The 23,751-nt window shown below is 49.1% G+C and carries 20 protein-coding genes, 1 tRNA gene, 1 pseudogene, 1 riboswitch and 1 other annotated feature; of the genes and pseudogenes, 19 read left to right on the forward strand and 3 right to left on the reverse strand.

The features are described 5' to 3' along the window. The first annotated feature begins 42 nt into the window (after positions 1-42). Entirely contained in the window at positions 43-1,401 is a 1,359-nt protein-coding gene (locus tag FC49_RS02560; RefSeq protein ID WP_003715300.1) for an amino acid permease, read from the forward strand. Positions 1,402-1,689: 288 nt separating this feature from the next. Here the strand turns inward: FC49_RS02560 and FC49_RS02565 are convergent, their stop codons facing one another. Further along, positions 1,690-2,151: a Fur family transcriptional regulator gene (locus FC49_RS02565; protein ID WP_056984034.1), complete on the reverse strand. Its 462-nt coding sequence runs from the start codon at positions 2,149-2,151 to the stop codon at positions 1,690-1,692. A 128-nt stretch (positions 2,152-2,279) separates the two neighbouring features. On the opposite strand from FC49_RS02565, the gene FC49_RS02570 reads away from it, so the two are divergent. From FC49_RS02570 to FC49_RS02595, 6 genes are all read left to right on the forward strand, one after another. Continuing rightward, a complete protein-coding gene (locus tag FC49_RS02570) occupies positions 2,280-3,716 on the forward strand; it encodes an MFS transporter (protein ID WP_003715306.1) in 1,437 nt (478 codons plus the stop codon). 168 nt (positions 3,717-3,884) lie between these two features. Beyond that, on the forward strand, positions 3,885-4,421 hold the full coding sequence (locus tag FC49_RS02575) for a DNA-3-methyladenine glycosylase I (protein WP_003715303.1): 537 nt from the start codon (positions 3,885-3,887) through the stop codon (positions 4,419-4,421). Between the two features lie 49 nt (positions 4,422-4,470). Continuing rightward, positions 4,471-4,579: riboswitch (SMK box riboswitch) on the forward strand. Beyond that, the gene (gene metK, locus FC49_RS02580; RefSeq protein ID WP_003713862.1) at positions 4,580-5,767 is read left to right on the forward strand and encodes a methionine adenosyltransferase; all 1,188 of its coding nucleotides are present in this window, start codon (positions 4,580-4,582) and stop codon (positions 5,765-5,767) included. A gap of 48 nt (positions 5,768-5,815) precedes the next feature. Further along, positions 5,816-6,027, forward strand: a binding site (T-box leader). A gap of 60 nt (positions 6,028-6,087) precedes the next feature. Next, the gene (gene leuS / locus FC49_RS02585; protein WP_003715319.1) at positions 6,088-8,508 is read left to right on the forward strand and encodes a leucine--tRNA ligase; all 2,421 of its coding nucleotides are present in this window, start codon (positions 6,088-6,090) and stop codon (positions 8,506-8,508) included. A gap of 59 nt (positions 8,509-8,567) precedes the next feature. Next, complete coding sequence (locus tag FC49_RS02590; protein WP_003713851.1) at positions 8,568-8,831, forward strand: type II toxin-antitoxin system HicB family antitoxin; 264 nt, start codon at positions 8,568-8,570, stop codon at positions 8,829-8,831. 106 nt (positions 8,832-8,937) lie between these two features. Further along, positions 8,938-10,587 (forward strand): putative polysaccharide biosynthesis protein, encoded by a 1,650-nt coding sequence (locus FC49_RS02595; RefSeq protein ID WP_056984036.1) that lies wholly within the window; start codon positions 8,938-8,940, stop codon positions 10,585-10,587. Between the two features lie 257 nt (positions 10,588-10,844). On the opposite strand, the gene FC49_RS02600 is transcribed toward FC49_RS02595, so the two are convergent. Beyond that, positions 10,845-11,705: an NAD(P)H-hydrate dehydratase gene (locus FC49_RS02600; protein WP_056984038.1), complete on the reverse strand. Its 861-nt coding sequence runs from the start codon at positions 11,703-11,705 to the stop codon at positions 10,845-10,847. A gap of 80 nt (positions 11,706-11,785) precedes the next feature. Between FC49_RS02600 and pepV the strand changes: the two are divergent. From pepV to FC49_RS02620, 4 genes and pseudogenes are all read left to right on the forward strand, one after another. Next, a pseudogene (pepV, locus tag FC49_RS02605) lies at positions 11,786-13,186 on the forward strand (dipeptidase PepV). A gap of 53 nt (positions 13,187-13,239) precedes the next feature. Then, positions 13,240-13,737: a universal stress protein gene (locus FC49_RS02610; protein ID WP_003714402.1), complete on the forward strand. Its 498-nt coding sequence runs from the start codon at positions 13,240-13,242 to the stop codon at positions 13,735-13,737. A 158-nt stretch (positions 13,738-13,895) separates the two neighbouring features. After that, positions 13,896-15,287, forward strand: a complete 1,392-nt coding sequence (locus tag FC49_RS02615) for a L,D-transpeptidase (RefSeq protein ID WP_056984039.1) — start codon at positions 13,896-13,898, stop codon at positions 15,285-15,287. A 111-nt stretch (positions 15,288-15,398) separates the two neighbouring features. After that, the gene (locus FC49_RS02620; protein ID WP_056984042.1) at positions 15,399-16,529 is read left to right on the forward strand and encodes a glycoside hydrolase family 73 protein; all 1,131 of its coding nucleotides are present in this window, start codon (positions 15,399-15,401) and stop codon (positions 16,527-16,529) included. A 163-nt stretch (positions 16,530-16,692) separates the two neighbouring features. Here the strand turns inward: FC49_RS02620 and FC49_RS02625 are convergent, their stop codons facing one another. Beyond that, positions 16,693-17,325, reverse strand: a complete 633-nt coding sequence (locus FC49_RS02625) for a deoxynucleoside kinase (RefSeq protein ID WP_003714379.1) — start codon at positions 17,323-17,325, stop codon at positions 16,693-16,695. Positions 17,326-17,503: 178 nt separating this feature from the next. Between FC49_RS02625 and FC49_RS02630 the strand changes: the two genes are divergently transcribed. The 8 genes from FC49_RS02630 (at position 17,504) to FC49_RS02665 (ending at position 23,675) form a co-directional block, all read left to right on the forward strand. After that, positions 17,504-18,109 (forward strand): hypothetical protein, encoded by a 606-nt coding sequence (locus tag FC49_RS02630; RefSeq protein WP_056984044.1) that lies wholly within the window; start codon positions 17,504-17,506, stop codon positions 18,107-18,109. Between the two features lie 61 nt (positions 18,110-18,170). Further along, complete coding sequence (gene rbsR / locus FC49_RS02635; RefSeq protein WP_003714420.1) at positions 18,171-19,190, forward strand: ribose utilization transcriptional repressor RbsR; 1,020 nt, start codon at positions 18,171-18,173, stop codon at positions 19,188-19,190. A 31-nt stretch (positions 19,191-19,221) separates the two neighbouring features. Beyond that, complete coding sequence (rbsK, locus tag FC49_RS02640) at positions 19,222-20,139, forward strand: ribokinase (RefSeq protein WP_003714384.1); 918 nt, start codon at positions 19,222-19,224, stop codon at positions 20,137-20,139. A 68-nt stretch (positions 20,140-20,207) separates the two neighbouring features. Next, positions 20,208-20,444, forward strand: coding sequence for a hypothetical protein (locus FC49_RS02645; RefSeq protein ID WP_056984047.1), 237 nt, complete (start codon positions 20,208-20,210; stop codon positions 20,442-20,444). After that, positions 20,422-21,114: a CPBP family intramembrane glutamic endopeptidase gene (locus tag FC49_RS02650; RefSeq protein WP_235804862.1), complete on the forward strand. Its 693-nt coding sequence runs from the start codon at positions 20,422-20,424 to the stop codon at positions 21,112-21,114. The genes FC49_RS02645 and FC49_RS02650 overlap by 23 nt, the downstream gene beginning before the upstream one ends. 515 nt (positions 21,115-21,629) lie before the next feature. After that, a complete protein-coding gene (locus FC49_RS02655) occupies positions 21,630-22,181 on the forward strand; it encodes an RNA polymerase sigma factor (protein ID WP_056984051.1) in 552 nt (183 codons plus the stop codon). A gap of 586 nt (positions 22,182-22,767) precedes the next feature. Beyond that, positions 22,768-22,851: transfer RNA gene (locus tag FC49_RS02660), tRNA-Leu, on the forward strand. 98 nt (positions 22,852-22,949) lie between these two features. Next, on the forward strand, positions 22,950-23,675 hold the full coding sequence (locus FC49_RS02665) for a potassium channel family protein (protein ID WP_003714980.1): 726 nt from the start codon (positions 22,950-22,952) through the stop codon (positions 23,673-23,675). Positions 23,676-23,751 lie beyond the last annotated feature (76 nt).

Here is a 23,751-nt window from a genome sequence, read left to right on the forward strand (position 1 = left end):
CGCGGTAAGCTCTAAATACGAACCATAGGAGAGTTAGCAAATATGAATAAGCAACAGCGGATGAAGAGGAGTCTCAAGAGTCGGCACATTCAGTTGATGGCACTGGGCGGAACAATTGGGACCGGACTGTTCCTGGGATCTGGAAGGGCTATTCGGATGGCGGGCCCAGCCATCCTGTTAGCCTACCTGATTACGGGGATTGTCTGCTTTGGCATTATGCGGGCCCTAGGGGAGCTATTGATGGCAAACCTCAAATACCGTTCCTTTATGGAAGCAATTCGGGACTACCTGGGCAACCGGATCAGTTTTATTACTGGTTGGGCCTACTGGGCGTGCTGGCTGGCGCTGGCAATGGCTGAAATCACGGCAATCGGGCTTTACATTCAGATCTGGCTGCCCAATCTTCCCCAATGGGTTCCCGGGTTGATTACGCTCCTGATTTTTCTCTGCCTCAACCTGATTACCGTTAATATATTTGGTGAAATTGAGTTCTGGTTTGCCTTGATTAAGATTATCGCTATCCTGGTCTTGATTGCTGTGGGGATTTTTATGATGGTCATTCAGTTCCGCTCCCGGGGAGGCTACGTGGCGTCGCCGGGAAACCTGGTCGCCTATAACGGCTTCTTTGCGACCGGGTGGAAGGGGTTCGTAATGTCCTTTCAGATGGTTGTCTTCGCCTTTGTCGGGATTGAAATGGTGGGGGTCACAGCGGCAGAGGCGGAAAAGCCGCGCCAGGTAATTCCAAAGGCCATCAACGGTATTCCCATCCGGATCCTGCTCTTTTATATCGGTGCGTTGGCGGTAATTATGTGTATTTACCCTTGGAACCGGCTGTCGCCAACTAACAGCCCCTTTGTCCTGGTCTTTCGTGATGCGGGTTTACGTGGGGCAGCGAGCGTGGTTAACTTTGTGGTGATTACCGCGGCAGCATCTGCTTGCAACAGTTCCATTTACACCACCGGCCGGATGCTGGCGGAGCTGACGTCCAACGCTCACCGGCCGGCAATTCGGAGCCTTTCCCGCCTCTCAAAGCACCGGGTGCCGGCCCGGGCCGTGGCCTTTTCCACGGCGGTCATTGCCCTAGCAGCGGTGCTTAACTTAACGATGCCAGGGGAGGTCTTCACCCTGGTTTCCAGTATTGCAACGACCAGCTTTCTTTTTATCTGGGCAGCGATTATTGGTGCCCACCTGCGCTTTATCAAGCTGCACCCGACCGACCGGCAGTTCAAGATGCCGGGGGCCCCGTTTACGGACTGGCTGGTCCTGATATTTCTCGCCTTTGTGATGGTTGTGCTGTGTTTTGAAAAGCAGACACTGATTGCGCTGCTCTTTACCCTGGCCTGGTTTGCCGTCTTGGGGGTAGCCTCGCTAAGTCAGCCGGCCCGGACAAAAATTAAATAAACTGATCAATCAGCGGCGGGATGTGGCCCGACCGCTGATTTCAGTTTAAAAATAAAAAGGAGTGAGCGTGAGAGTGAGGACAAACGCCCCCAATCGGCTAGCTGGTTGGGGGCGTTTGTCTTTCGACGCGCAGCTAGCCTCTGAGAACCTCCGTCGACGCACAGCAAGCCTATTTGGGGGTGGTCAAATGCTAATTGATCAGCGTTTGAACTGCCAGCCAGCTACTACGCTGAGGCATTACTATCTTTAAAACAGTAAAGAGACTGAGTTAATTCCCAGCCTCTGTTCCTATAAGGTCTGATTTAAATGAAGCTTGCGCTGGCAGTCGGGGCATAAGCCGTGAATTTCAATGTTACTTCCAGTCACGAGATAATGCGTTTTTTCCCGGGTCATCGTGGAAAGCTCTTTGGTGATTTCAGAAAAATGTTCATCGAAAACGTCCGTAATCTTGCCACAGTTATCGCAGACAACGTGGTAGTGGGGGCGGCCAAAGTAGTCGTAATGGGTACTGCCGTCACCATTTTTTAATTCAATGGCCAAATTGTAGTCGACGAAGAGTTTAATCGTGTTGTAGACCGTCGCCATGCTGATATTGTCGACCTGATCTTTTAAGTCCGCATAGATCATTTCCACACTGGGGTGGGTATGGTGGCTGATGAGGTATTCCAAAATTGTTTTCCGCTGGGGGGTGAGGCGAACCTTGTGCTTCCGCAGCATTTCCAGTGCCCGGTCCAATTCAGCTTCTGCCATGAGCAATTCTCCTTTCTTAATTTAAAATAGTTTTAATCTATCAATATTATACCATTTACAAGGAGAGATTCAAAATATATAATTGATAACTGGCAAATAATAATAGTTCTAAAAAGGGAGCGAGTTAGATGGAAAAGAGCATTGACCAACATGGCCGGCCTTACAGTCGGTTTTGGTTTATCTTTACCTTGTTAGTGGGAACTTTTACGATGTCAATTAGTCAGTCATCACTGTCGACAGCGTACCCGACGCTAATGAGGGCGTTTGGCATTTCAGCTGATACTGTCCAGTGGCTGACGACTGGCTTCATGCTGGTGATGTGTGTCAGCATGCCGATCAGTCCCTGGATGCTGAATAACTTAAACTTTAAGACGATGTTTGTCGTTGCCCTGGGACTGTTTGATATCGGCTCGTTGATGATTGTCCTGACCCCGGCAAGTTGGGGGAGCAACGGTTTTTGGTTTATGATGGTTGGTCGGGCGCTGGAAGCCTTCGCGGTGGGTGTCCTCTTTCCATCATACCAGTCGGTGCTCTTGGAAATTACGCCCAAGGATAACCGGGGGACAACCATGGGAATCGCTGGTCTGGTGATGGGATCAGCCCTTGCCTGCGGACCGATTGTCTCGGGAATTATCCTGAAATTCTTTGACTGGAAGAGCCTCTTTGCCTTCTTTATGATTGTCATTACCTTAATTATGGTGATGGCGGGAACTGGTCTAATTAGGGACGTCATGCCCCGGCACGAAACGGTTCTGGACTGGCTGTCCGTTATCTTATCGGTTGGCCTGATTGGGATCATGTACGTGGTCAATTTGGCGGCCAAAAAGGACGTCAACTGGCTTCTTAATGGTCTTATCCTGGTTGTCAGCGTGGCGGCAATCATTTGGTTCTGCTACCGGCAATTGCACTTGGCGGAACCGTTGCTGGAACTGCGGGTCTTAAAGACCTTCAATTACGATCTAGCGGTGTTGCTGACATCGATCTCCTACATTGCCTTGATTGTTACGACCATTATTTTCCCCCTCTATTACCAGGGAGTATTGCACGTCAGCCCCTTTGTTTCCGGGATGGCGTTGGTTCCGGGAGCGGTCTTTCTGAGTATCCTCAACCCATTGTCAGGTAAATTAGCTGATAAGATCGGCTTTAAGCCGACGATGCTGGTGGGGATGGTCATGATTATCTGCGGCTGGCTGGTTGGCTTAACCATGCTGAGTCGGTTGAGTCTCGTGGCAATGATCCTGTGCGCGATGATCATTGAAGGGGGAAACGCCTTTGTAATGATGCCGGCGGTCACCCTGGGAGCCAATTCCCTGCCCGACAAGCTGGTTCCTCACGGGACGGCCGTGATTACCACGGTTCGTCAGGTTCTGGGATCAGCTGGGGTTGCCGTAGCGACAATTGTTCTGACCGTGGCGAGCGAACACGCCCTGAGTGCTGGTAGCAAGCCATTAGCAGCGAACCTTCATGGCTACCACCTGGTTTTTATCATGATGGTGGTAATTGAACTGGTGGGCCTGGTTTTGGCAGTAATGCTGAAGAACACTAAAAAGCAAGGTGCAAAGTAAGGTTAGCCCCGTATTTAAACTATGAGGGAGTCGTGAGCGGGCAGAACCAGCTTGTCTGGTTCGCAGTTCCTGCTGGCGCGTAGCTAGCCAACCACCGTATTAAATTAGCAAAGAGGCTGGGAGAATTTCCCGGCCTCCTGACTTTTATTATTTTTAGGAGGACAGAATATGGCTATTATCCGTCCCGACTGGGCAAATAGTTCGGTTGCCATGCAGGATTATTACGATCATTACTGGGGCTTTCCGGTTCATGATGACCGCTTTCTCTTTGAAATGCTGAGCCTAGAAGCATTTCAAGCCGGTCTGAGCTGGACGACAATTTGGCAGCGTCGCGCTGCATTTGAGCGGGCGTTCCACGATTTTCAAATTGCGGTCGTTGCTGAATTTGACGACCGGGACCGCGCCAGGTTGCTGGATGATTCAGGGATTATCCGCAACCGGCGTAAAATCGAAGCCACGATAAATAACGCCCGGATGATTCAGAAACTTGCTGCAGCTGGGCAGAGTTTTGACGACTATGTTTGGCAGTTCGTCGATTACCAGCCACAGCGCCTCATTTTAAAGTCAGGTGAACCGTTGCCGGCCCAAACAAGTTTGTCACGGCAGATGGCCCGCCAGATGAAAAAAGATGGTTTGGCCTTTGTGGGGCCAACGACCGTGTACTCGTTTATGACGGCGGTCGGGCTGGTGAATGCCCGTCTTTAATAGATTCCTAATTGATTATTAATGTTACTTTGTGATAGTATTATCCTCGTTATGAAGCAAATTCCCGATAGGATTCACTTAATTGTGAAGATGCCTTGTAACCGCAACTACAAAACTACTGTTAGAGTTTCGACTAGAATATGGGGGAATTAATAAAGATGACAGAAAAACACCTCTTCACATCAGAATCAGTTTCTGAAGGACACCCGGATAAAATTGCTGACCAAATCAGTGACGCCATTTTAGACGCCCTGCTAAAAGAAGATCCAGACGCGCGGGCTGCGGTGGAAACCTCAGTGACGACCGGCCTGGTCTTGGTATTTGGCGAAGTCTCAACCAAGGGCTACGTTAATATCCAAAAGGTCGTTCGGGACACCATCCGCAAGATTGGCTATACCGATGGCAAGTATGGCTTTGATGCTGATAACTGTGCAGTAATCACCGCCTTGGATGAGCAATCACCAGATATTGCTCAGGGGGTTGATGACTCACTGGAAACGCGGACTGGTGATAGTGATCCGCTCGACAAGATTGGTGCTGGTGACCAGGGGCTGATGTTTGGCTACGCAACCGATGAAACGCCGGAATACATGCCGCTGACCTTAATGCTCAGCCACAAGCTGATGCAACGGATTGCCAAGCTCCGGAAGGAAGGGGCAATCTCTTACCTGCGGCCGGATGCGAAGGCCGAAGTGACAGTTGAATATGATGACGAAGGGAAGCCGCTCCGGGTAGACACCGTGGTACTGAGTACCCAGCATGATCCTGAAGCGACGCTGGAACAAATTCGGCAAGACGTTAAGGAGCAAGTGATCAAGGCAGTGATTCCTGCTGAACTGCTTGATGATCAAACCAAGTACTTTATCAACCCGACCGGCCGCTTTGTAATCGGTGGTCCGCAGGGGGATGCCGGTTTGACCGGGCGGAAGGTCATCGTTGATACTTACGGTGGGGCCGCTCACCACGGTGGTGGAGCCTTCTCCGGCAAGGACGCGACGAAGGTGGACCGTTCTGCTAGTTACGCGGCCCGGTACATTGCCAAGAATTTGGTTGCCGCTGGTTACGCTAAGAAGCTGGAAATCCAAGTCGCCTACGCAATTGGGGTGGCCGAACCAGTCTCGATTTCGATTGACACCTTTGGCACTGGTACCAAGAGTGAAGCGGAATTAATTGCCGCGGTTCGGAAAGTCTTTGATCTGCGTCCAGCCGGAATTATTGAAATGCTGGACCTGAAGCGGCCAATCTACAAGCAGACTGCTGCGTACGGCCACTTCGGTCGGACCGACGTTGATCTGCCATGGGAACACCTGGATAAAGTTGACGAATTGAAACAAATCTTGGGTTAATTTCGTTTCCTGCTTGCAAATTACGGGTGAGAAAGTTAGAATACAATTAATATTTTGATCGTAGGGGAAATAGTAGCTGGATGAACTATCGACAGAGACCCGCTGGTGCTGTGAAGCGGGGATGGTTATCCGGTGAACTCATCCTAATAGATTGCCGCTGAACAGGAGTAGGTGGTGACGTCTAACCGCGTTAAGGCTTAGAGTGCTATGGGAATCCATAGAAAAACGGGTGGTACCGCGGATTAGATTTCGTCTCGGAGGAGCTTAGACTCCTGCGGGACTTTTTTATTACGATCATGAAAAAGAAAGGGAGACAGACTATGGCTTACGATCACACAACGATTGAAAATAAGTGGCAGAAGTTTTGGAAGAAAAACCAAACCTTTAAGGCAGACATTAATAAGGACCAGAAGAAGTTTTACGCCCTCGACATGTTCCCGTACCCATCTGGGCAGGGACTGCACGTCGGACACCCTGAAGGTTACACCGCAACCGATGTAATGTCGCGGATGAAGCGGATGCAGGGCTTTAACGTACTGCACCCGATGGGCTGGGATGCCTTTGGTTTGCCGGCGGAACAGTACGCCCTCAAAACCGGCCACAACCCAAAGAGCTTTACTAACAAGAATATCGACCACTTCCGCGACCAAATTCAGTCACTCGGTTTTTCCTATGACTGGGACCGGGAAATCAACACTACCGACCCGGAATACTACAAGTGGACCCAGTGGATTTTTGAACAGCTCTACAAGAAGGGGCTGGCCTACGAAAGTGAAATTATGGTCAACTGGGCGCCTGATTTCATGGGCGGAACCGTGGTTGCCAACGAAGAAGTTGAAGATGGCAAGACCAAGCGGGGCGGCTACCCGGTTTACCGGAAGCCGATGAAGCAGTGGGTCCTAAAGATTACTGCCTACGCTGACCGCCTGATCAAGGACCTGGACCTAGTAGACTGGCCAGAAAGCGTTAAGGAAATGCAGCGGAACTGGATTGGGCGCTCTGAGGGGGCTTCCGTCTTCTTTCCCGTTGCCGGTGACGAAGAGACGAAGATTGAAGTCTTTACTACCCGGGCGGACACCCTGTTTGGGGCTTCCTACGTTGTCCTGGCACCGGAACAGGAGTTAGTTGACCAGCTGACCACTCCGGAACACAAGGAAGAGGTTGCTCAGTATAAGGAAGAGGCTTCCCGGCGCTCGGACCTGGAACGGACCGACTTGAATAAGGAAAAGACCGGGGTATTTACCGGTTCCTACGTTATCAACCCGGTGAACGGCGAAAAGCTGCCAATCTGGATCAGTGACTATGTTCTGGCTTCTTACGGGACTGGGTGTGTGATGGCGGTTCCTTCTGGCGACCAGCGGGACTATGACTTTGCCAAGAAATTTGACCTGCCAATCAAGCCGATCATCGAAGGGGCTGACCTTTCCGAAGGGGCTTTTGACGGTGACGGCAAGCATATCAACTCTGGCTTCTTGGATGGCCTGAATATTAAGGATGCCAAGGCGAAGATGATTGACTGGCTGGAAGAACACGATGCCGGTCACAAGCAGGTCAACTACCGGCTGCGAGACTGGATCTTCAGTCGGCAACGCTACTGGGGTGAACCAATTCCGGTTATTCACTGGGATGACGGCACGACTTCCCTGGTTCCAGAAGACGAACTGCCGCTGAAGCTGCCGGATACCGACAACATTGAACCATCCGGGACTGGTGAAAGTCCACTGGCAAACGTCAAGGACTGGGTCAACGTTTATGATGAAAACGGCCGTCACGGTCTGCGTGAAACCAACACGATGCCGCAATGGGCGGGCTCTTCTTGGTACTGGCTGCGGTACACGGATCCTCACAACAGCAAGGAATTTGCCTCTAAGGAAGCGCTGGACTACTGGTCACCGGTTGACCTGTACGTTGGTGGTGCCGAACACGCCGTCCTCCACCTGCTTTACGCCCGCTTCTGGCACAAGGTTCTTTACGACCTGGGCTTAGTACCAACCAAGGAACCGTTCATGAAGCTGGTCAACCAGGGGATGATCCTGGGTTCCAACCATGAAAAGATGTCGAAGTCCAAGGGGAACGTGGTCAACCCGGATGACATCGTTGACAAGTACGGTGCCGACACGCTCCGTCTCTACGAAATGTTCATGGGGCCACTGACCGAATCCGTGCCGTGGGATGAAGAAGGCCTGCACGGTTCCTACAAGTGGATTCAGCGGGTTTGGCGCCTGTTGATGGATGATAATAACCACCTCCGGGACCGGGTTTCCAACTTTAACGATGGCAAGCTGACCAAGGTTTACAACCAGACTGTCAAGAAAGTAACGGAAGACTTTGAACGGATGCACTTCAACACCGCGATTTCCCAACTGATGGTCTTCGTCAACGAGGCCTACAAGGCTGATGACTTACCGGCGGAGTACATGCAGGGCTTCATTAAGATGATTTCACCAGTTATGCCGCACGTGGCAGAAGAACTGTGGAGCCAATTCGGCATTAGCGACACGATTGCCTACCAGCCATGGCCAAAGTATGATCCAGCGGCTCTGGTAGAAAATGAGGTCGAGATGATCCTCCAAGTTAACGGCAAGGTCCGGGCGAAGGTCAAGATGGCTAAGGATACGCCGAAGGAAGAGGCCGAAAAGCAGGCACTAGCAAACGAGCACGTGCAGAAATTTACGGCTGGCAAGGACATCAAGAAGGTCATCGTTGTGCCAAATAAGATTGTTAACATCGTTGCAAAGTAAATGAATTAAAAGGTTCCGTGGTTTTCCCGGGCCTTTTTCTTTAGAAAGGAACGTTGAGTATGGAAATCGTAACGTACCCGGCCATCTTTACCCCGCGGGATGGGCAAATCCTGGTTGACTTTCCCGACCTTCCGGAGGCTTTTACACAGGGGAAGACGATGGAGGAGGCGCTGGAGTTCGCCAAACTCGGCCTGGCAATCACCATTAACGATAAGCTGGGGCATTTCGAAGCAGCTCCGGTAGCCAGCCCGCTGGCGGAAGTGGCTGCTGCACACCCGGAAGCGACCGTTCGGGAAGTACGGGTCGACCTCGACCAGTATTAGCATTAAGGAAAGCTAAAAAAGCGGAAAAGAAATTGCGCCGCGGTCTGATTCACGCTAAAATAATTAAGATTGTTTATTTTTGAAGAAGGCAGGAAATTTATGAATCATGAATGAAGAACATACTAACGGGTCGCCGCTTGCGGCTGCCAATAAGGATGCCCGGGAGAAGATGCTGAGTGGTTCCGCCTGGATGACGGTCGGTAGTATTACCTCGCGGATTCTTGGTGCAATTTACGTTATCCCCTGGGTAACCTGGTTTGATGCGTATAGTAACGAGGCCAACGCCCTCTATGCACAGGGATACAACATTTATAACATTTTCTTGACGATTGCCACGGCAGGGTTGCCGTCAGCGATTTCTAAGATGGTCGCCCATTACAATGGCCTTAATGAATACGGCGTCAGTCGCCGGCTGTACTATTCCAGCATGTACGTTGCCCTGGCGATGGGAATTGTCTGCGCAATCGTCATGATGGCCTGGGCACCGGGACTGTCAAATAACGACCCGAATGTCGTACCGGTAATTCGTTCTTTGGCATGGGCAGTCCTGATTATCCCAGCTCTGGCAATGAGTCGGGGCTTCCTGCAAGGATACAACTGGATGGCGCCATCGGGAATTTCCCAGTTTGTTGAGCAGGTCTTCCGGGTGGTTTACATGCTGGGGGCAACCTACCTGATTATGAAGATCCAAAAGGGAAGCTGGGTCGGTGCGGTTACCCAATCTACTTTTGCGGCCTTCATCGGGGCCCTAGGTGCTGGGGCGGTCCTCGCCTGGTTTTGGATGCGTCACCGGCGGGAAATGAACGAACTGGTTAACCGGGGAAAGCCAAACCGGTCGGTATCAACGCTTAGCCTGATCGGTAAGATGGTTTACCAGTCGATTCCATTTATCGTGATTGAATCCGGGGTGGCCATCTTTATGCTGATTGACCAGTATACTTTCCCTTGGATTCTGTTCCGGGTCGGTGACTTTACCCGCTACCAAGAAACCGTGCTTTACGCGCTCTTTGCCTTTAACGCCAACAAGCTCTACACGATTATTATTTCACTAGCGAGTGCGATGGCAGCTACAGTGATTCCGCTGTTAGCAACGGCCCGGGCCCAAAATGACCAGTTAGGGATGCGGAAGCAAATTGAAAATGTCCTGCAACTGTTCTACTTTATTATGATTCCTTCTTCACTCGGCCTGGCTGCGGTGGCCCAGCAGATGTATACGGTCTTTTACCGCTATGACCACGCCGGAATCGTTATCCTTGAGTTTGCGGCCTTTGTGGCAATTCCTATGGGTCTGTATACCGTCGCCGCAGCGATGATGCAGGGAATTTCAGAAAACCGGCGGATGATGAAGTACCTCGGAATTGGGATTATCATCAAACTGCTGTTACAGTACCCATGTATTTTCCTCCTGCAGGGAATGGGTCCCCTGCTCTCGACCTGCCTGTCAATGTTTGTAATTGACTACCTGATTCTTCATTCTTTTAACATGGAATTTGGCCTGCATTTTAACCAGATGGCAAGGTCAACGAACCAAATTCTCTGCTTTTCTTTGATTATGTATGCCGTTACTAAGACGGTAATGGTCGTTCTCGGTCACTTTATCAGTCCGTACGGCCGGTTTACGGCATTCTTTGCCCTCGTGCTCGGGGTTATCATTGGTGCCAGCATCTTCATTTACCTAGCATTGAAGTACCGTCTGGCGGACCGAATCATTGGTTCCCGGTCAGCCGCACTTCGGCAGAAGCTGCGAATTAGCTAATTGAATATGGAAAAGGGGCTGGGAGAAAACGTTGCTTTTCTCACCAGCCTCTTGCTAGTTCTTAACTATTATAAAGATAACGTGCGAAATAACCACAGGGCTAGTGTCTAACTACGAACGCTAGCCGGCCCGTGCCGTGCCAACTATCGTTCTAGGTTAGCCATACGCCCTGTCGAGAAGGTTATTTCCCACTCACTTACTTTTACCAGGCAACGGCCTGTCTTTATCTTTTGAACTGGAATTAATTTCCCGGGAAATTAATTTAAAAAGCCAATTTGGTGTTCGGTTGGTACCTGTTCCATCTTCTTCATGAAACTTGGAAGGGCACGGCTGATTTGGTGGGGCAAGACAATGTACTGACTTTCCGCAATCTTATCGGCGATGGCACTGTGGGCATAAACAGCGGCAAGGACTGCCTTTTGCGGCTGGCTGCTAAATTCAGCGGTAAAGCCACCCACCATGCCGGCCAGGGTGTCGCCCATGCCGCCGACGGCCTGGGCGGGAGAGCCAATGGTGAGCTGGTAGACCTGGCTAGCGGTATAAATTTCCGTGTGGTGCTTTTTGAGAACCACCGTGGCGTTAAGCTGGTCCCGGACGGCCTGATTCCTTGCTTCCGTTTGCTCACCAATTTTGATTCCGGAGAGGCGTTGCCATTCCATCTCGTGCGGGGTGTAAATGACGTTAGCGGCCGGTGCAGTTAGCTTTTCGCGAGCCATCAGCGTAATGGCTGAGCCGTCAATTACCAGGTTTTGTTCGGGTCGAACATGGGCAAAGACGTTTTTTAGAATGTGCAGGCTTTGGTCGTCGTCTCCCAGACCGGGGCCCACAACAACGGTGGTTGCGGCACTCAACAAGTCCGCTAACTGCTGGTCGGCGGTGAAGTCGGCAAACATTGCCTCTGGCAGCTGGGCGTGGAGGGCACCAGAATTGCTGGTGGCAGTTGCGGTCGTCACTAAACCAGCACCGGCGCAGACAGCGGCAGTAGAAGCCATGATAATAGCACCGCCAAAGTTACGGTTGCCCCCAACGAGGGTCACCTTGCCATAGCTTCCTTTAAAACTATTGGCTGGACGCGGCCGAATAACATCGTGCAGGATTTGCTCAGTTAATTTTTCCATTTTAAAACTCCTTTAGATTTTGTAATCGTTATAATAATGGTATCATTATTTTAGTTGAATGATTAGATGGAGGGACTAAAATGACAGAATGGTTAAAAGCGGCCCAGAGCCAAGAAAAAGATTACTTGAACGACCTGGTGGCCTTAATGAAGATTCCCAGCGTTCGAGATGACGCGGCCGCAACTGATGAATACCCATTGGGGCCACGACCAGCCCAAGCACTAAAGGCCTTCTTGGAGATGGCGGACCAGGACGGTTTCAAGACCAAGAATATTGATAACCTGGTTGGCTACGCTGAGTGTGGGGAAGGGGACGAAACCCTGGCAATCCTGGCACACTTGGATGTGATGCCAGCGGGCAAGGGTTGGGATACCGATCCATTCGACCCAGTGATCAAGGATGGCAACCTCTATGGTCGGGGTGCTTCTGATGACAAGGGGCCCGGAATGGCTGCTTACTATGCTCTCAAGTATTTAAAAGATCAGGGAGTCAAGTTCAATAAGCGGGTTCGCTTTATCGTGGGGACGGACGAAGAAAGCAACTGGACGGGGATGCACCGCTACTTTGAAGTGGAACCGGCACCGACCCTCGGCTTTTCGCCAGATGCCGAATTTCCGGTAATCAATAGTGAAAAGGGGCAAGTATCATTGCTGCTGAACGTGCCAGCGACTAATGAAGGCCCTAACCAGCTCAAGCACTTTGAGTCGGGCCTGCGGTTCAACATGGTGCCCCGGGAAGCCGTAGCGCTAGTAACTGTTAATAATCTCCAAAAGTTGGAGGACGATTTTGCCCGCTTTATCGCGGAGAACCCAATCACTGGTGAGGCAGAAGAAACGGAAGACGGCTTAAAGCTGACCGTTATTGGCAAGGCGGCCCATGGGATGGAACCCGAAAAGGGGATTAACGCGGGAACCTACCTGGCCAACTTTTTGGACCAGTATGACTTTGCTGGCGGTGCGGGCAGCTTTATTCACTTCCTCGGCCACTACCTCCACCTCGATACCCGGATGGATAAGTTTGATGGTTCCTTTAAGGATCCGGTGATGGGCGAGCTGACTATGAATGCCGGAATTCTTAACTTTACCACTGAAGATGGTGGTGACATTAACATGAACTTCCGCTTTCCAAAGGGAATCACGCCTGACCAATTAGAAGCGACCGTAAAGAAAGTTGCCGACCCATTGGGAATTAGCGTGAAATAAGGGCCGGCCCAGGAACCGCACTATGTTGACCCCACTGACCCGATCGTTAAAACGTTGATGACGGCCTACATTGACCAAACCGGGGATCAGACGGCTAAGCCCGAGGTTGTCGGTGGCGGCACCTATGGCCGGTTGATGAAACGGGGAGTTGCCTTTGGGGCGCTGATGCCGAACACGCCGAATACGATGCACCAGGCCAATGAGTTCCAGCCGGTAGCCGACCTGATTAAATCAATGGCCATTTACATGGAAGCAATTAATGACCTCGTTACTGATTAATACTCTGAACTTATGCTAAAATAGGGTTAAATTAACTGTGGAGGCGGTTTCTGATGAGTTATCAAAAAATTTTGGTGGGTATTGATGGTTCCAAGCAGTCCGACATGGCCTTTGCAAAGGCTCTTGAGGTGGCTAAGCAAAATGATGCCAAACTCTATTTGCTGAGTGTGATCAATGGTGAACGGATTCCTTCTGGTGGTCCGAACGGCTATGGCTTTGTTGACCGAAGCATCTACAAGCCAGCAATTGAAACGATGAAGCAAAAGTTGGCAGAGTACGAAAAAAAGGCCCAAGCAGCAGGTATTACGGACGTGGTGACAGAGGTTGAAGTAGGCAATGCCAAGCTGGAGTTGGCTGAAAACTACCCCAAGCAAAATGGAATCGACCTCATCCTGATTGGTGCGACCGGGTTAAATGTGGTTGGACGGTTGATTGTGGGTTCGACCGCTGCGTACACGATTCGGGAAGCGCCGTGTGATGTTACGGTTGTGAAGACGGATCTTGATAATCATAAAATTGACGTCAAAAAGAACAGTTATCCAGAAATTTAATTAGTGAACTTTGCCGGCTCCGGAGCATGATTTGGGGTTGGCAAAGTTCTTTTTTAAATCTGCTTCGTTAACGGTATCATTATCTTAAAATGCTGGTATAATGCAAATGTTAACTTTATTTAGGTAAAGCGGAAATTTTGTATCTAGGGAGTTAGAAAATGCAGTTGAAGTTAAGAAACTATATTATTGCTGTTATTGCGATCCTAGTGGTTTTACTGGGAGTAATGAGTTGGCATCAGCATAACCACTTTAACCGGAACACGACTGTCAATGGGGTGGCAGTCGGCGGAATGACGGTTGACCAGGCCTACCATAAGGTCAAGGAGAGTAGCCGTGCTAACCAGGTTTATATCAATGGACGGTTAGTCTACGAGGGGAAGGCAAGTGCATCAGGAATTAGCAGTGCGGATAAAAGCAAGTTTGTTGCCGCGCAAAAGAAGCAACGGACCTTTTTCCCGTCTGGCAAAAAGCAAAACGTTAATGTGATGCCGAGCCAGTTAGATGATGAACAGACGGCTCTGATGCGGCGGGCAGTCTACGCTGAAACCCAGAAGATGAACCAGGGCCGCCGGGCACCTGTTGACGCATACGCGGAACTGAAAAATGGTAAGGTTTCAACGGTCGCCGCGAAGAAGGGAAACCAGTATGACGTCCAGGACCTTATTAAGCAGTTTAATAGTCAGCGGGCAAACGGGACGATTCGGTTAACGACTCACTATACCCAACCGTTGGCGGCTGATAGCAAGACTGTTCAAGCTGAAAAAGCGAAGTTACAAACCCTGAGCAAGCGGAAGGTAACTTACACGGTTGAAAAGGAAAACTATAAGTTCACCGCTGCTGATGTGATTACCCGGGCGACTTACCAACACGGCAAGTACAACTTTGATACGAGTGCGGTCAACGGGCGGATTGCTAAAATCAACGAAAAACAGGCTACGCTTGGCAAGGCGTTTAAGTTTAGGACTCACGCTGGAAAGGAAATTACTACCAGTGACAAGGGCTCCTATGGTTGGAAAATTAGCGAGCAGCTAGCCGGCCAGTCCCTGGCGCACGCGATGGCAGATAACAAAAAGAATGTTAACGCTAAAAGTGATATTTACGGGATTGGCTACAACCGCCGCGGAACCGGCTACGGGGTTACCAGTAACAACGGAATTGGTAATACCTACGTAGAACTTTCACTAGCGGACCAGCATGTTTGGTTCTACAAGGACGGCAAGTGTGTATTTGATGCCGACGTGGTTACGGGAAGTAATACACCGGGCAACCGGACGCCAAGGGGTGTTTGGTACATTATGTACCAGCAATCGCCGGCAACGTTACGGGGCTTAAACGATGATGGTTCGCAATACAGCAGTCCGGTTCAATACTGGTCACCATTTACCGACAGTGGCTGTGGCTTCTACGATGCTAGCTGGCGGAATAACTGGTCAAAGACCCAATATCTGACAACGACCGGTGGCTCTCATGGTTGTGCTAATATGCACCCAAGCGATGCCGGGACTGCTTATCACGATATGGAAATCAACGAACCGGTAGTAATTTATTAATAACGAAAGAGGCGGGACGACGAACTAGTTAAGCTAGGTCTGTCCCTCCTCTTTTTATTTTAAAAAATATTTTGGGGCTTCTTACCGTATTTATTATATAGAGGTGAGAAGATGAATAAACAATTATTAACAGTAATTATTGCCGGAATGCTGTCCTTTACCAATGGCGCACCGGTATTAGCAGCGGGAATAAACGTTAACTCGGCCTACCAGGATGCTGAATCAGTAATTATCAACCAACAACAGCTTGATGAGGGGCAAATTCGCCAACGGGGCGAAGAATATACCAGTGCTTTTCTAACGGCCTTCGCGCAGCTAAGCCGGGATTATGAGCAGTCATTCCGGCAAGGAGTTGCTGACGGCCTCAGGGGGATTATAGACGGGCGGACACGGACTAAAGTTGGTCAGGCTGGCTACCAGCGGGGGTATCAACGCGGACAACAGCTTCGTCCTCAGCCGGTCCCGGCGTCGCCAAGTTCGCCGTCAGCTGCACCAACGGATAACACAACGCCACCAGCGGACCAACCAGCACAACCAGACCAGTCCCCGGCCGCAACGGGTCCTGACCAACAAGAATACGAAGTGCAAAGCCCTTCGCCGGATCAGGCTAAGTTTATCTCACGAATTGCCAAGAGTGCCCAGAAGGTGGGGATGGAATATGATCTTTACCCGTCGGTAATCATCGCCCAGGCCGCTCTGGAGAGCAACTGGGGAAGCAGCGGTTTGGCTCAAAAACCCTACCATAACCTCTTTGGGGTCAAGGGTTCTTTTAATGGGAAATCAGTTGTTCAGCCAACAACGGAGTATACCCATGACGGAGAGGAAAAAAAGATCAATGACCATTTTCGTTGGTACGAAAATGACTACCAGTCGTTATGCGATTATGCTGAAACTTTGGCGGACCCGTTATATGCAGGCGTTCATCGGGGCCAAGCTGGTAGTTACCGGGCAGCAACGCACTCCTTATTAGGCAGGTATGCAACAGACCCGCAGTATGATCGAAAACTAAATAAAATTATTGCTAGCTACCAGTTAACTAAATATGACGACCCCGTTCCCACAGGGAAAAACGATCATGATAATCGGGAACTGCCGAAGCAAGAATCCGTGGCAGCGGTACGGGACCCGCAAAGTCACGTTTCACGAAAGAAAACCCACCATTTAACCTGGCTGTCGATTGTTGGCGGCGCTAGTTCCGCGGGTGCATTAGGATTACTCCGGCGGTTTTTAATTAAATCGTAAAGGTGGGGTAATTCTCTGCCGCAATTAGGGGATGTTCAGGTGCAATCCCTGATTGGTTAACTGTCGGTACTAACTCCCTGAATGCCAAAATGAAAACGACCAACATCAGCTTTAGCGCTGGGTGGTCGTTTTTCTGGCACTCTTTGGCTTTGCCTGTTAACGATTAACGAATGGTCTTTAACCGTTCGTCAATCATTGCTAAAACGGTCTGAACGTTTTCTGGCTTTTCCAAATCATAAGTTTCCAGGTCAATTTTCATTTTAGGACTAGCATCGTAGTCTTGGTACCATTGCTTGTAGGCACTCCACATCTTGTAGTAGTAATCCTTTAGTTCTGGATTGTGGTCAATCTGCTCGTAGTCCCGTCCCCGCTTCTTGATCCGGTAAAGAATGGTTTCAAAGTCAGTTTCAGAATAAACCATCAGGTCAGGTGCCTTCTTCGGCAGCTGTTGCAGGTCCTTCATCATATTGTCGAGAAGAGTTAGGTACACTTCCAGCTCAGTGTCGGAGATGTTTCCCTCAGCGTTATTCTCCCTGGTAAACAGGGCGTCCTCATAGATTGACCGGTCTAAAACGTTATTATCGTCGGCCAAAGCCTGTTTGATCATCGAAAACCGCTTATTTAAAAAGTAGATCTGGAGTAAAAAGCCATATTGCTTTTGGTCTTGGTAGTACAGTGGCAACACGGGATTGTCGCCAACTGGTTCAAAAAAAGCTTTAGTATGGAGGTGTTCAGCAATCTTTCCCGTTAACGTCGTCTTGCCAACACCAATCATTCCTGCTGTAATAATCACCATAGTGGCCCCTCTTTAATTTTTTTAGCACAAGAACCATGTTACTACAAAATATGGGGGATTCCTATTAAAAATTCAACTAGATTTAGTGGAAGCCGTTATTGGTCCGCAAAAAAGTTTGAAAAAAGCCGCTAAAACCGGGAAAATAAAGGGAAAGAACTTTAGAGGAAGTAATGACGAAATGGAGAAAGCAAAGTTGAACGAGCTCCGGGCCCAGTTGACGATTGCGCGGCAGCAGGGGACGCTAATTGAGGTTCATAACATTCCACATGACGAGTACTTTAACGTGGGCTTTGTCGTGGCCATGGATCCCACCTTTTGTCTGATGATTAGTATTGACTGGGATGGAAAAATCAACGGGCTGATTGTAATTCGTATTAGTAGCATTGATAAAATCGAAAGCAACACGGATTACTTACTGACGATTTCGGAAAAAACCAAGGTTGCCCACCGTCACGACTATTTTGACCTTTGGCACGTTCAGCAGTTTATTGATGACCATCCGGACTTTAGCCGGGGCGACCTGTTAAATAATGCCTTGAATGATTCTTATACCCACCGGCTACCCGTGGTGGTCGGTACGAGAAAATATAAGGGCGCTGATGATTTTACCGGCTTAATCGCTAATCGGGATCGGATCAAGCTTGATTTGCATTACTTTAATGAACGAGATTTATCATCACTATGGTCATACGAGATTTTACTTGCTCAGATTGATTACGTCCGGGTTCGGGGGACCCAGGCAGCTACGGGCCAGCAAATAATGCGGGACCTTTTTCAAAATTAAATTGCAAGATAACCGAAATTAGCTTACCATTCATATTAAAGCTAATGTAAAGAGGAATAACATGGGGAAAAAAGTAACAATTCGAGATATTGCGCGCCTGGCTGGGGTGTCGGTGACGACCGTTTCTCAAGTACTGAATGGCAAGGGAAACCGTTTTAGTAAGAGCACGCGGGAAAAGATCTTAAAGCTGCGGGACGAGTACCAATATGTGCCAGACTTCCACGCTCGCAGTCTGATTATGAGGGAAAACATCAATACGATCGGGGTGCTAGTACCGAACGTCAGCGAACCTTTCTTTGGAACCTTTGTCGAAGGGGTTCAGCAGGTGGCCCGCCAGGAAAAGCTGATTCCGTTGATTTTCAGTGCTAACCGGGATCCTAAACTCGAAAAGGCCTACCTGGAACAGATGGTGGAACGGTCAATTGACGGCCTGATTATCGCAAGTGCCCGGATGACGACCGAAATGATTAATCAGGCTCTGATTAACCGTGAAATCCCCTACATTTTGTTTGACCGGAATTATGATCAGGTGGGGACGCGGGTGCAAACCGATGATTACCATGGTGGTCAGTTGGCAGCACAGCACCTGGCTGAACTAGGCCACCGTAAGTTTCTCTACCTGGGTGTTAACCACCTGACCGAAAACTTTAAGCAACGGTTGGCCGGCTTCAAGGATAGTCTGCTGGCTAGTCACCTGTCCTTTAATGAAGACCGGGACGTTTTACATACAGAGCTTAGCCGCCAGGGGGGCTACAAGGCTGCCCAAGCGGTCGCAGAGAGTGGGGCCACAGCGGTCTTTACAGCCAACGATGATATTGCCATGGGGCTCCTGCGCGGTCTGCGTGAATTGAAGGTGCGGGTGCCGGAGGATATTTCTGTGGTGGGCTATGATGATATTGCCCTGGACGAGTATGTGTATCCCCAGTTGACAACCATCCACCAACCAATCTTTGACTTAGGAGTTGGCGCGGCGAAAATTTTACTTGACCGAATTGAGAACAAACACCAATCGGAGCAGGTTGAACATTTCCCAGTGCGGCTCATCCGTCGGGAGAGCACGGCGCCATATCATATGGTATAGTATTAGTACAGAACACGAGGAGGATTTCAAAATGAATAAAGTGACAATTGTCGGTAGTTTAAATGTCGACACGACGCTGCGGATCAAGCGGATGCCCCTGCCTGGTGAAACCTTAGCAGCGGAAGGCAAGAGCAGCGCCGCAGGAGGCAAGGGGGCTAACCAAGCAGTTTCGGCGGCACGGTCCGGTGCACAAACGGCGTTTATTGGTGAAGTTGGTAAGGACAACAGTGGCCAGATGATGCTGGATGAAATGAAGGCCAACGGGATTGACGTTGCCGGAATTCGGGAAAACGACCAGGTTGGTACCGGGACCGCCTCGATTCTCCTGGACGAAAATGGTCAAAACAGTATTTTGATCTATGGGGGCGCTAACCAGCAGCTTAGTCCAACCGATGTGGAAGCAGCGAAGGATAAGATTACGGCAGCGGACTTTGTAGTAGCTCAATTTGAAACGCCGCAAGCGGCAACTCTTCGGGCTTTCCAATTGGCAAAGGCCAATGGTGTTACTACTATTTTGAATCCGGCGCCGGCTCAAAAGATTGATCCAGAAGTATTGAAACTGACGGATCTGATTATTCCAAATGAAACGGAAAGCGCTGAGTTGACTGGTGTGATCATTACTGATGAAACTTCAATGCTGATTTCGGCAGCCAAGTTTGCACAAATGGGAGTTCGTAACCTGATCATTACCGTTGGGGCTAAGGGAGCGTTCTACTGCACTCAGGATGGTTATAGCTTTATTCCGGCCTTTAAGGTTAACGCGGTTGATACGACTGCCGCTGGTGATACCTTTATTGGGGCACTGTCGTCACAGCTCAAGCCGGATATGAGTAACATTGAAAAAGCCTTAGTTTATGCACAACGGGCTAGTTCACTGGCGGTTCAAAAGATGGGAGCATTGCCATCAATTCCGACTAGGGAACAAATCTTGGCGGCAAGCCAAAACTAAATCAGCAATGGGGGGGATGCGGCAGTTTCTGTCACGTCTCCTTAGTTTTAAAGTGAGGTTAATGATTAATGAAAGCAGAGTACCTGGTTAAGGTAATTTTACCGCCATTTATTATTTTTGCGGTTTTAGTAGCCCTGACGATCGCCAAAGTCATTTCTGGCTGGCTGATGTATGGATTATGGATTATTGGCTTTGTGGTTGCTAATATCATTGTTACCAAAATTACCGCTAAGTGGAGTTATCAGCGCCGCCGTGAATTACGGATGAAGGAAGAAAAGAAGAATGCGGAAAATAAGGATAAGTAAACTTGGCAACGGGTTTTACCGCGTAGGAATCGTTGCGGTGTTTTTCCTGTTGGTTCAGGTGCCGCCAGTGGCAGTAGTAATTGCCAACCGCGACCCGACGAATCAAAGGTTAGCAATCAGCTTAGCCGTTGTCTTTGTGGTGATGTTTTTGGTCATCATTGCTGGCGCACGACGAGTGTACCGGCACTATAACCAATTGCCAGTGGCTAAGGGGATTAACTGGCGCCTGGTAGTAGGCGGGTATTTTGCTTTGATTGTTGGGATGATGATTTTTGGCTGGTTGAACCAGTGGCTCTTTCACCAGGCTGGGACGGCCAATAATGAAATCATCCGGCAACTGCTCAACCACAACCTGATTATTACGGTTGTCTTTGTTATATCATCGTTTACCCTGACGCCGATTGCCGAGGAGCTGATTTTTCGGGGAATCTTAACGAACCTCTTTTTTAATCGGACGGCTCTCTGGTCGAAGATGATCTTGTCTGGGCTGGTTTTTTCGGCTGCGCATACCAGCACAACGATTATCAGTTTCTTGCTTTACTGTTTTATGGGAATGGTTTTGACGTATGTTTACCGGCAATCTGGCAACTTAAAAAATAGTATCTTAGTTCACGGAATCAATAACTTAGTTGCGATGCTGATGATGGTAATGTCGTTGGCTGGTAGCTGATTACTTCAAACTTTACAAAGGTGTTTATTAGGATGCGGCTCAGTATTATTAGCATTAAATAATTAAGAGACTGGAAGAAAAGTTTATTTTCTCCAGTCCTTTTGTATTTTAAAGGTTGCGAGTGGTTGGTATGGACGAAGGAGAATGTCGAGCGGCTCTAATATAGATATACGGGAGTGGGGGTAGAATGCACTTCAACTGCTGATAATTATATTAGTCGCTTATCGCTTGGACGGTATTTTAAAGCGCTTTCATATTTTTGCGGATTATGGGGCGGACGGAGAGTACACTGGTACGGGGGTTGGCTTTGAAGCGTTCGATTAGTCGTTTGCCAAAGTTTTGTAGACGATTGTTAATCCGGTTGACCTTTGCTAAATTGTTAACAGACACGTGGATTTTGCGTGAGTTACGCACCAGACCATGGGGAAGGCAAATACCATGGTGGGGGGATCAATAAAATAAAGGAGATCAAAAATCGTGACGAGTCAATAGCTAATATCAGGGAGTTTTTATTAATGCGTTTGAAACAAGGACCACGGGGACGTGATGGCGGTAATGGGAAACAAGAAGAAATCTTTCAGCGGTACCGCCCGCTAATTATCAGGCTCTGGCGGCGCTACTATGTTGCTGGCCTGGAATTTGCCGACTGGGAACAGGAGGCGCGGATGGTGATTGTCCGCGTTTTAGAGGTGTACCAGGGGAGCGAAGATGGTGAGCAGTTTAGTGGTTTTTTAAAACAGAGTCTGGTTAACCGCATCTTGGATTTATACCGGGCTCGGAAGGCTCACAAGCGGATTCCGGCAGGAGAAATTGGGGCATTGACGCCGGAAGCTGAAGAAATGCTGCAAGATCAGCCGTGGCGCCAACCTGAGGAGCTGGTTCATGGCCGGTTCTGTCTGCGGCAATTGATTGCGGCTTGTTCACCCTTTGAACGTCAGGTGTTGCTTAGTTTTAATCAGGGATATTCGATAGACGAAGTTGCGGAACGCTTGCAGTGCACGAAGCGTCAGGTACAAAGTGCAATGGGGAGGAGCAGGAGGAAAATGATGAAGATTATCCAGTCATAGCTGGCACTTGTTAATTTGAATACAAAGTTAGCTTATTTTTTACCTCATTGTTGTAATCGCTTACAAAAGATGGTATATTAAAGGCGTGGAAGGAAAAGTAAATGAGTCCATGATACGTCATGAAGTTCTCCCACCTGATAAAGTGCCGAAGGAAGTTAAGGAGTAGGCAGAAGCAACGTAAGTGTGACCTGAAATATCGTTTAGCGTTTATCTTTTAACAGTTGTGGTCACCAGGGTGCGCTTGAAGGGCGGTAAAAAAAGCGACTTTGCGGAAGTTTAGAATCAAAGATAGTTAATTAATCAGTTCCAGTGCAAAGTGGCGAGATTCCTTCCGTATGAGTAAAAGGCTGGGTAGAAACCCGGCCTTTTACTATTTTAAATGGCAAGTCACCGGCGGGTGGGACGACTGTTGCGGAAGTGGTACTCGACCGACCTGAAAGCAGCGGCCTCATCCAGTGGTGGAGGAACGGGGGGGGGGGAGTCATTTTTCAAAAAATAATAAATTAATGCAAAATACTGCTTGCAATTTTTCTGGGAATCAGTATAATAATTATTGTTGTCTGATTGATAACAACTAAATAGCGATGCCCCAGTGGCGGAATTGGCAGACGCGCAACGTTCAGGTCGTTGTATGGGTTTCCATGTACAGGTTCGAATCCTGTTTGGGGCATAGGGTTAGCTCGGTAAATGTTGATTTACCGGGCTTTTTCTTTGTCGGTGTTTCTAGGTGTGCATTGCCAGAATCTCAATCGGGGGAAGGATTGTTCAATGAAAAATAAACTTTATGAATCGAGCATGGCGATTATGGCGCTGATTTCGATTATTTTAATTATTCTTGATTATGGCTCGGTAATTAACATTGACCGGGGTTACCCAGCCCTATTAAACAACGTTTTGCTGGGAATTTTTACGATTGACTATTTTAGCCGCTTATACCTAGCCAAGGATAAGAAAAGGTTCTTTAAGGAAAATATTTTTGACCTGCTCTCCATTATTCCGGCTAGTGCCTCCTTCAACCTTTTCCGGGTTGCGCGCTTAGGACGCCTGGTAATGGTGTTCCGCTTGGTACGACTAGTCGGTCTGACCGGTAAACTGAACCGCCTTCTGAAAATTAACGGCTTGGTTTACATCATCTATACCAGTCTTGCTATTTTGATCATTAGTGCCGCCATGTATTCCGTCAGTGAACACGTCAGCTATGGACGGTCGTTATGGTGGGCAATCGCCACCGCGACGACGATTGGTTATGGTGATATTTCACCCCATACGGTTTTGGGCAAATTTGCCGCTATCCTGCTAATGATTATTGGAATCGGCTTTGTCGGGGTCCTCACCAGTTCGCTGACGAACTTCTTTATTCAGGACCATACTAAAGACCGGATGACCACGGTCCTGAACAAGCTGGACCAACTAGAAAAAGCTAACCGAGAACTTCAGGCCGAAGTATGGCGACTGGTGCAACGGCAGGAACAGCGTGATAATCAAAATGAGTGACTCGGCTGGCTTGGCGGCCGGGATGCTTGCTCCCCGGCCGTTTTTTGTTATAATATGAAGTTGCTTTAAGAATGGG

Source organism: Limosilactobacillus oris DSM 4864, from assembly GCF_001434465.1.
In the GTDB taxonomy this organism is placed as follows: Bacteria; Bacillota; Bacilli; order Lactobacillales; family Lactobacillaceae; genus Limosilactobacillus; species Limosilactobacillus oris.

What these genes read in the sequence shown, in the direction of transcription:
- metK (WP_003713862.1), top strand. Translation starts at nt 4,580, where the DNA reads ATGACAGAAAAACACCTCTTCACATCAGAATCAGTTTCTGAAGGACAC.
- FC49_RS02600 (WP_056984038.1), bottom strand. Translation starts at nt 11,705, where the DNA reads ATGGAAAAATTAACTGAGCAAATCCTGCACGATGTTATTCGGCCGCGT.
- leuS (WP_003715319.1), top strand. Translation starts at nt 6,088, where the DNA reads ATGGCTTACGATCACACAACGATTGAAAATAAGTGGCAGAAGTTTTGG.
- FC49_RS02590 (WP_003713851.1), top strand. Translation starts at nt 8,568, where the DNA reads ATGGAAATCGTAACGTACCCGGCCATCTTTACCCCGCGGGATGGGCAA.
- FC49_RS02595 (WP_056984036.1), top strand. Translation starts at nt 8,938, where the DNA reads ATGAATGAAGAACATACTAACGGGTCGCCGCTTGCGGCTGCCAATAAG.
- FC49_RS02570 (WP_003715306.1), top strand. Translation starts at nt 2,280, where the DNA reads ATGGAAAAGAGCATTGACCAACATGGCCGGCCTTACAGTCGGTTTTGG.
- FC49_RS02645 (WP_056984047.1), top strand. Translation starts at nt 20,208, where the DNA reads ATGAAAGCAGAGTACCTGGTTAAGGTAATTTTACCGCCATTTATTATT.
- FC49_RS02610 (WP_003714402.1), top strand. Translation starts at nt 13,240, where the DNA reads ATGAGTTATCAAAAAATTTTGGTGGGTATTGATGGTTCCAAGCAGTCC.
- FC49_RS02565 (WP_056984034.1), bottom strand. Translation starts at nt 2,151, where the DNA reads ATGGCAGAAGCTGAATTGGACCGGGCACTGGAAATGCTGCGGAAGCAC.
- FC49_RS02665 (WP_003714980.1), top strand. Translation starts at nt 22,950, where the DNA reads ATGAAAAATAAACTTTATGAATCGAGCATGGCGATTATGGCGCTGATT.
- FC49_RS02655 (WP_056984051.1), top strand. Translation starts at nt 21,630, where the DNA reads ATGCGTTTGAAACAAGGACCACGGGGACGTGATGGCGGTAATGGGAAA.
- FC49_RS02615 (WP_056984039.1), top strand. Translation starts at nt 13,896, where the DNA reads ATGCAGTTGAAGTTAAGAAACTATATTATTGCTGTTATTGCGATCCTA.
- FC49_RS02560 (WP_003715300.1), top strand. Translation starts at nt 43, where the DNA reads ATGAATAAGCAACAGCGGATGAAGAGGAGTCTCAAGAGTCGGCACATT.
- FC49_RS02575 (WP_003715303.1), top strand. Translation starts at nt 3,885, where the DNA reads ATGGCTATTATCCGTCCCGACTGGGCAAATAGTTCGGTTGCCATGCAG.
- FC49_RS02625 (WP_003714379.1), bottom strand. Translation starts at nt 17,325, where the DNA reads ATGGTGATTATTACAGCAGGAATGATTGGTGTTGGCAAGACGACGTTA.
- rbsK (WP_003714384.1), top strand. Translation starts at nt 19,222, where the DNA reads ATGAATAAAGTGACAATTGTCGGTAGTTTAAATGTCGACACGACGCTG.
- FC49_RS02620 (WP_056984042.1), top strand. Translation starts at nt 15,399, where the DNA reads ATGAATAAACAATTATTAACAGTAATTATTGCCGGAATGCTGTCCTTT.
- FC49_RS02630 (WP_056984044.1), top strand. Translation starts at nt 17,504, where the DNA reads ATGGAGAAAGCAAAGTTGAACGAGCTCCGGGCCCAGTTGACGATTGCG.
- FC49_RS02650 (WP_235804862.1), top strand. Translation starts at nt 20,422, where the DNA reads ATGCGGAAAATAAGGATAAGTAAACTTGGCAACGGGTTTTACCGCGTA.
- rbsR (WP_003714420.1), top strand. Translation starts at nt 18,171, where the DNA reads ATGGGGAAAAAAGTAACAATTCGAGATATTGCGCGCCTGGCTGGGGTG.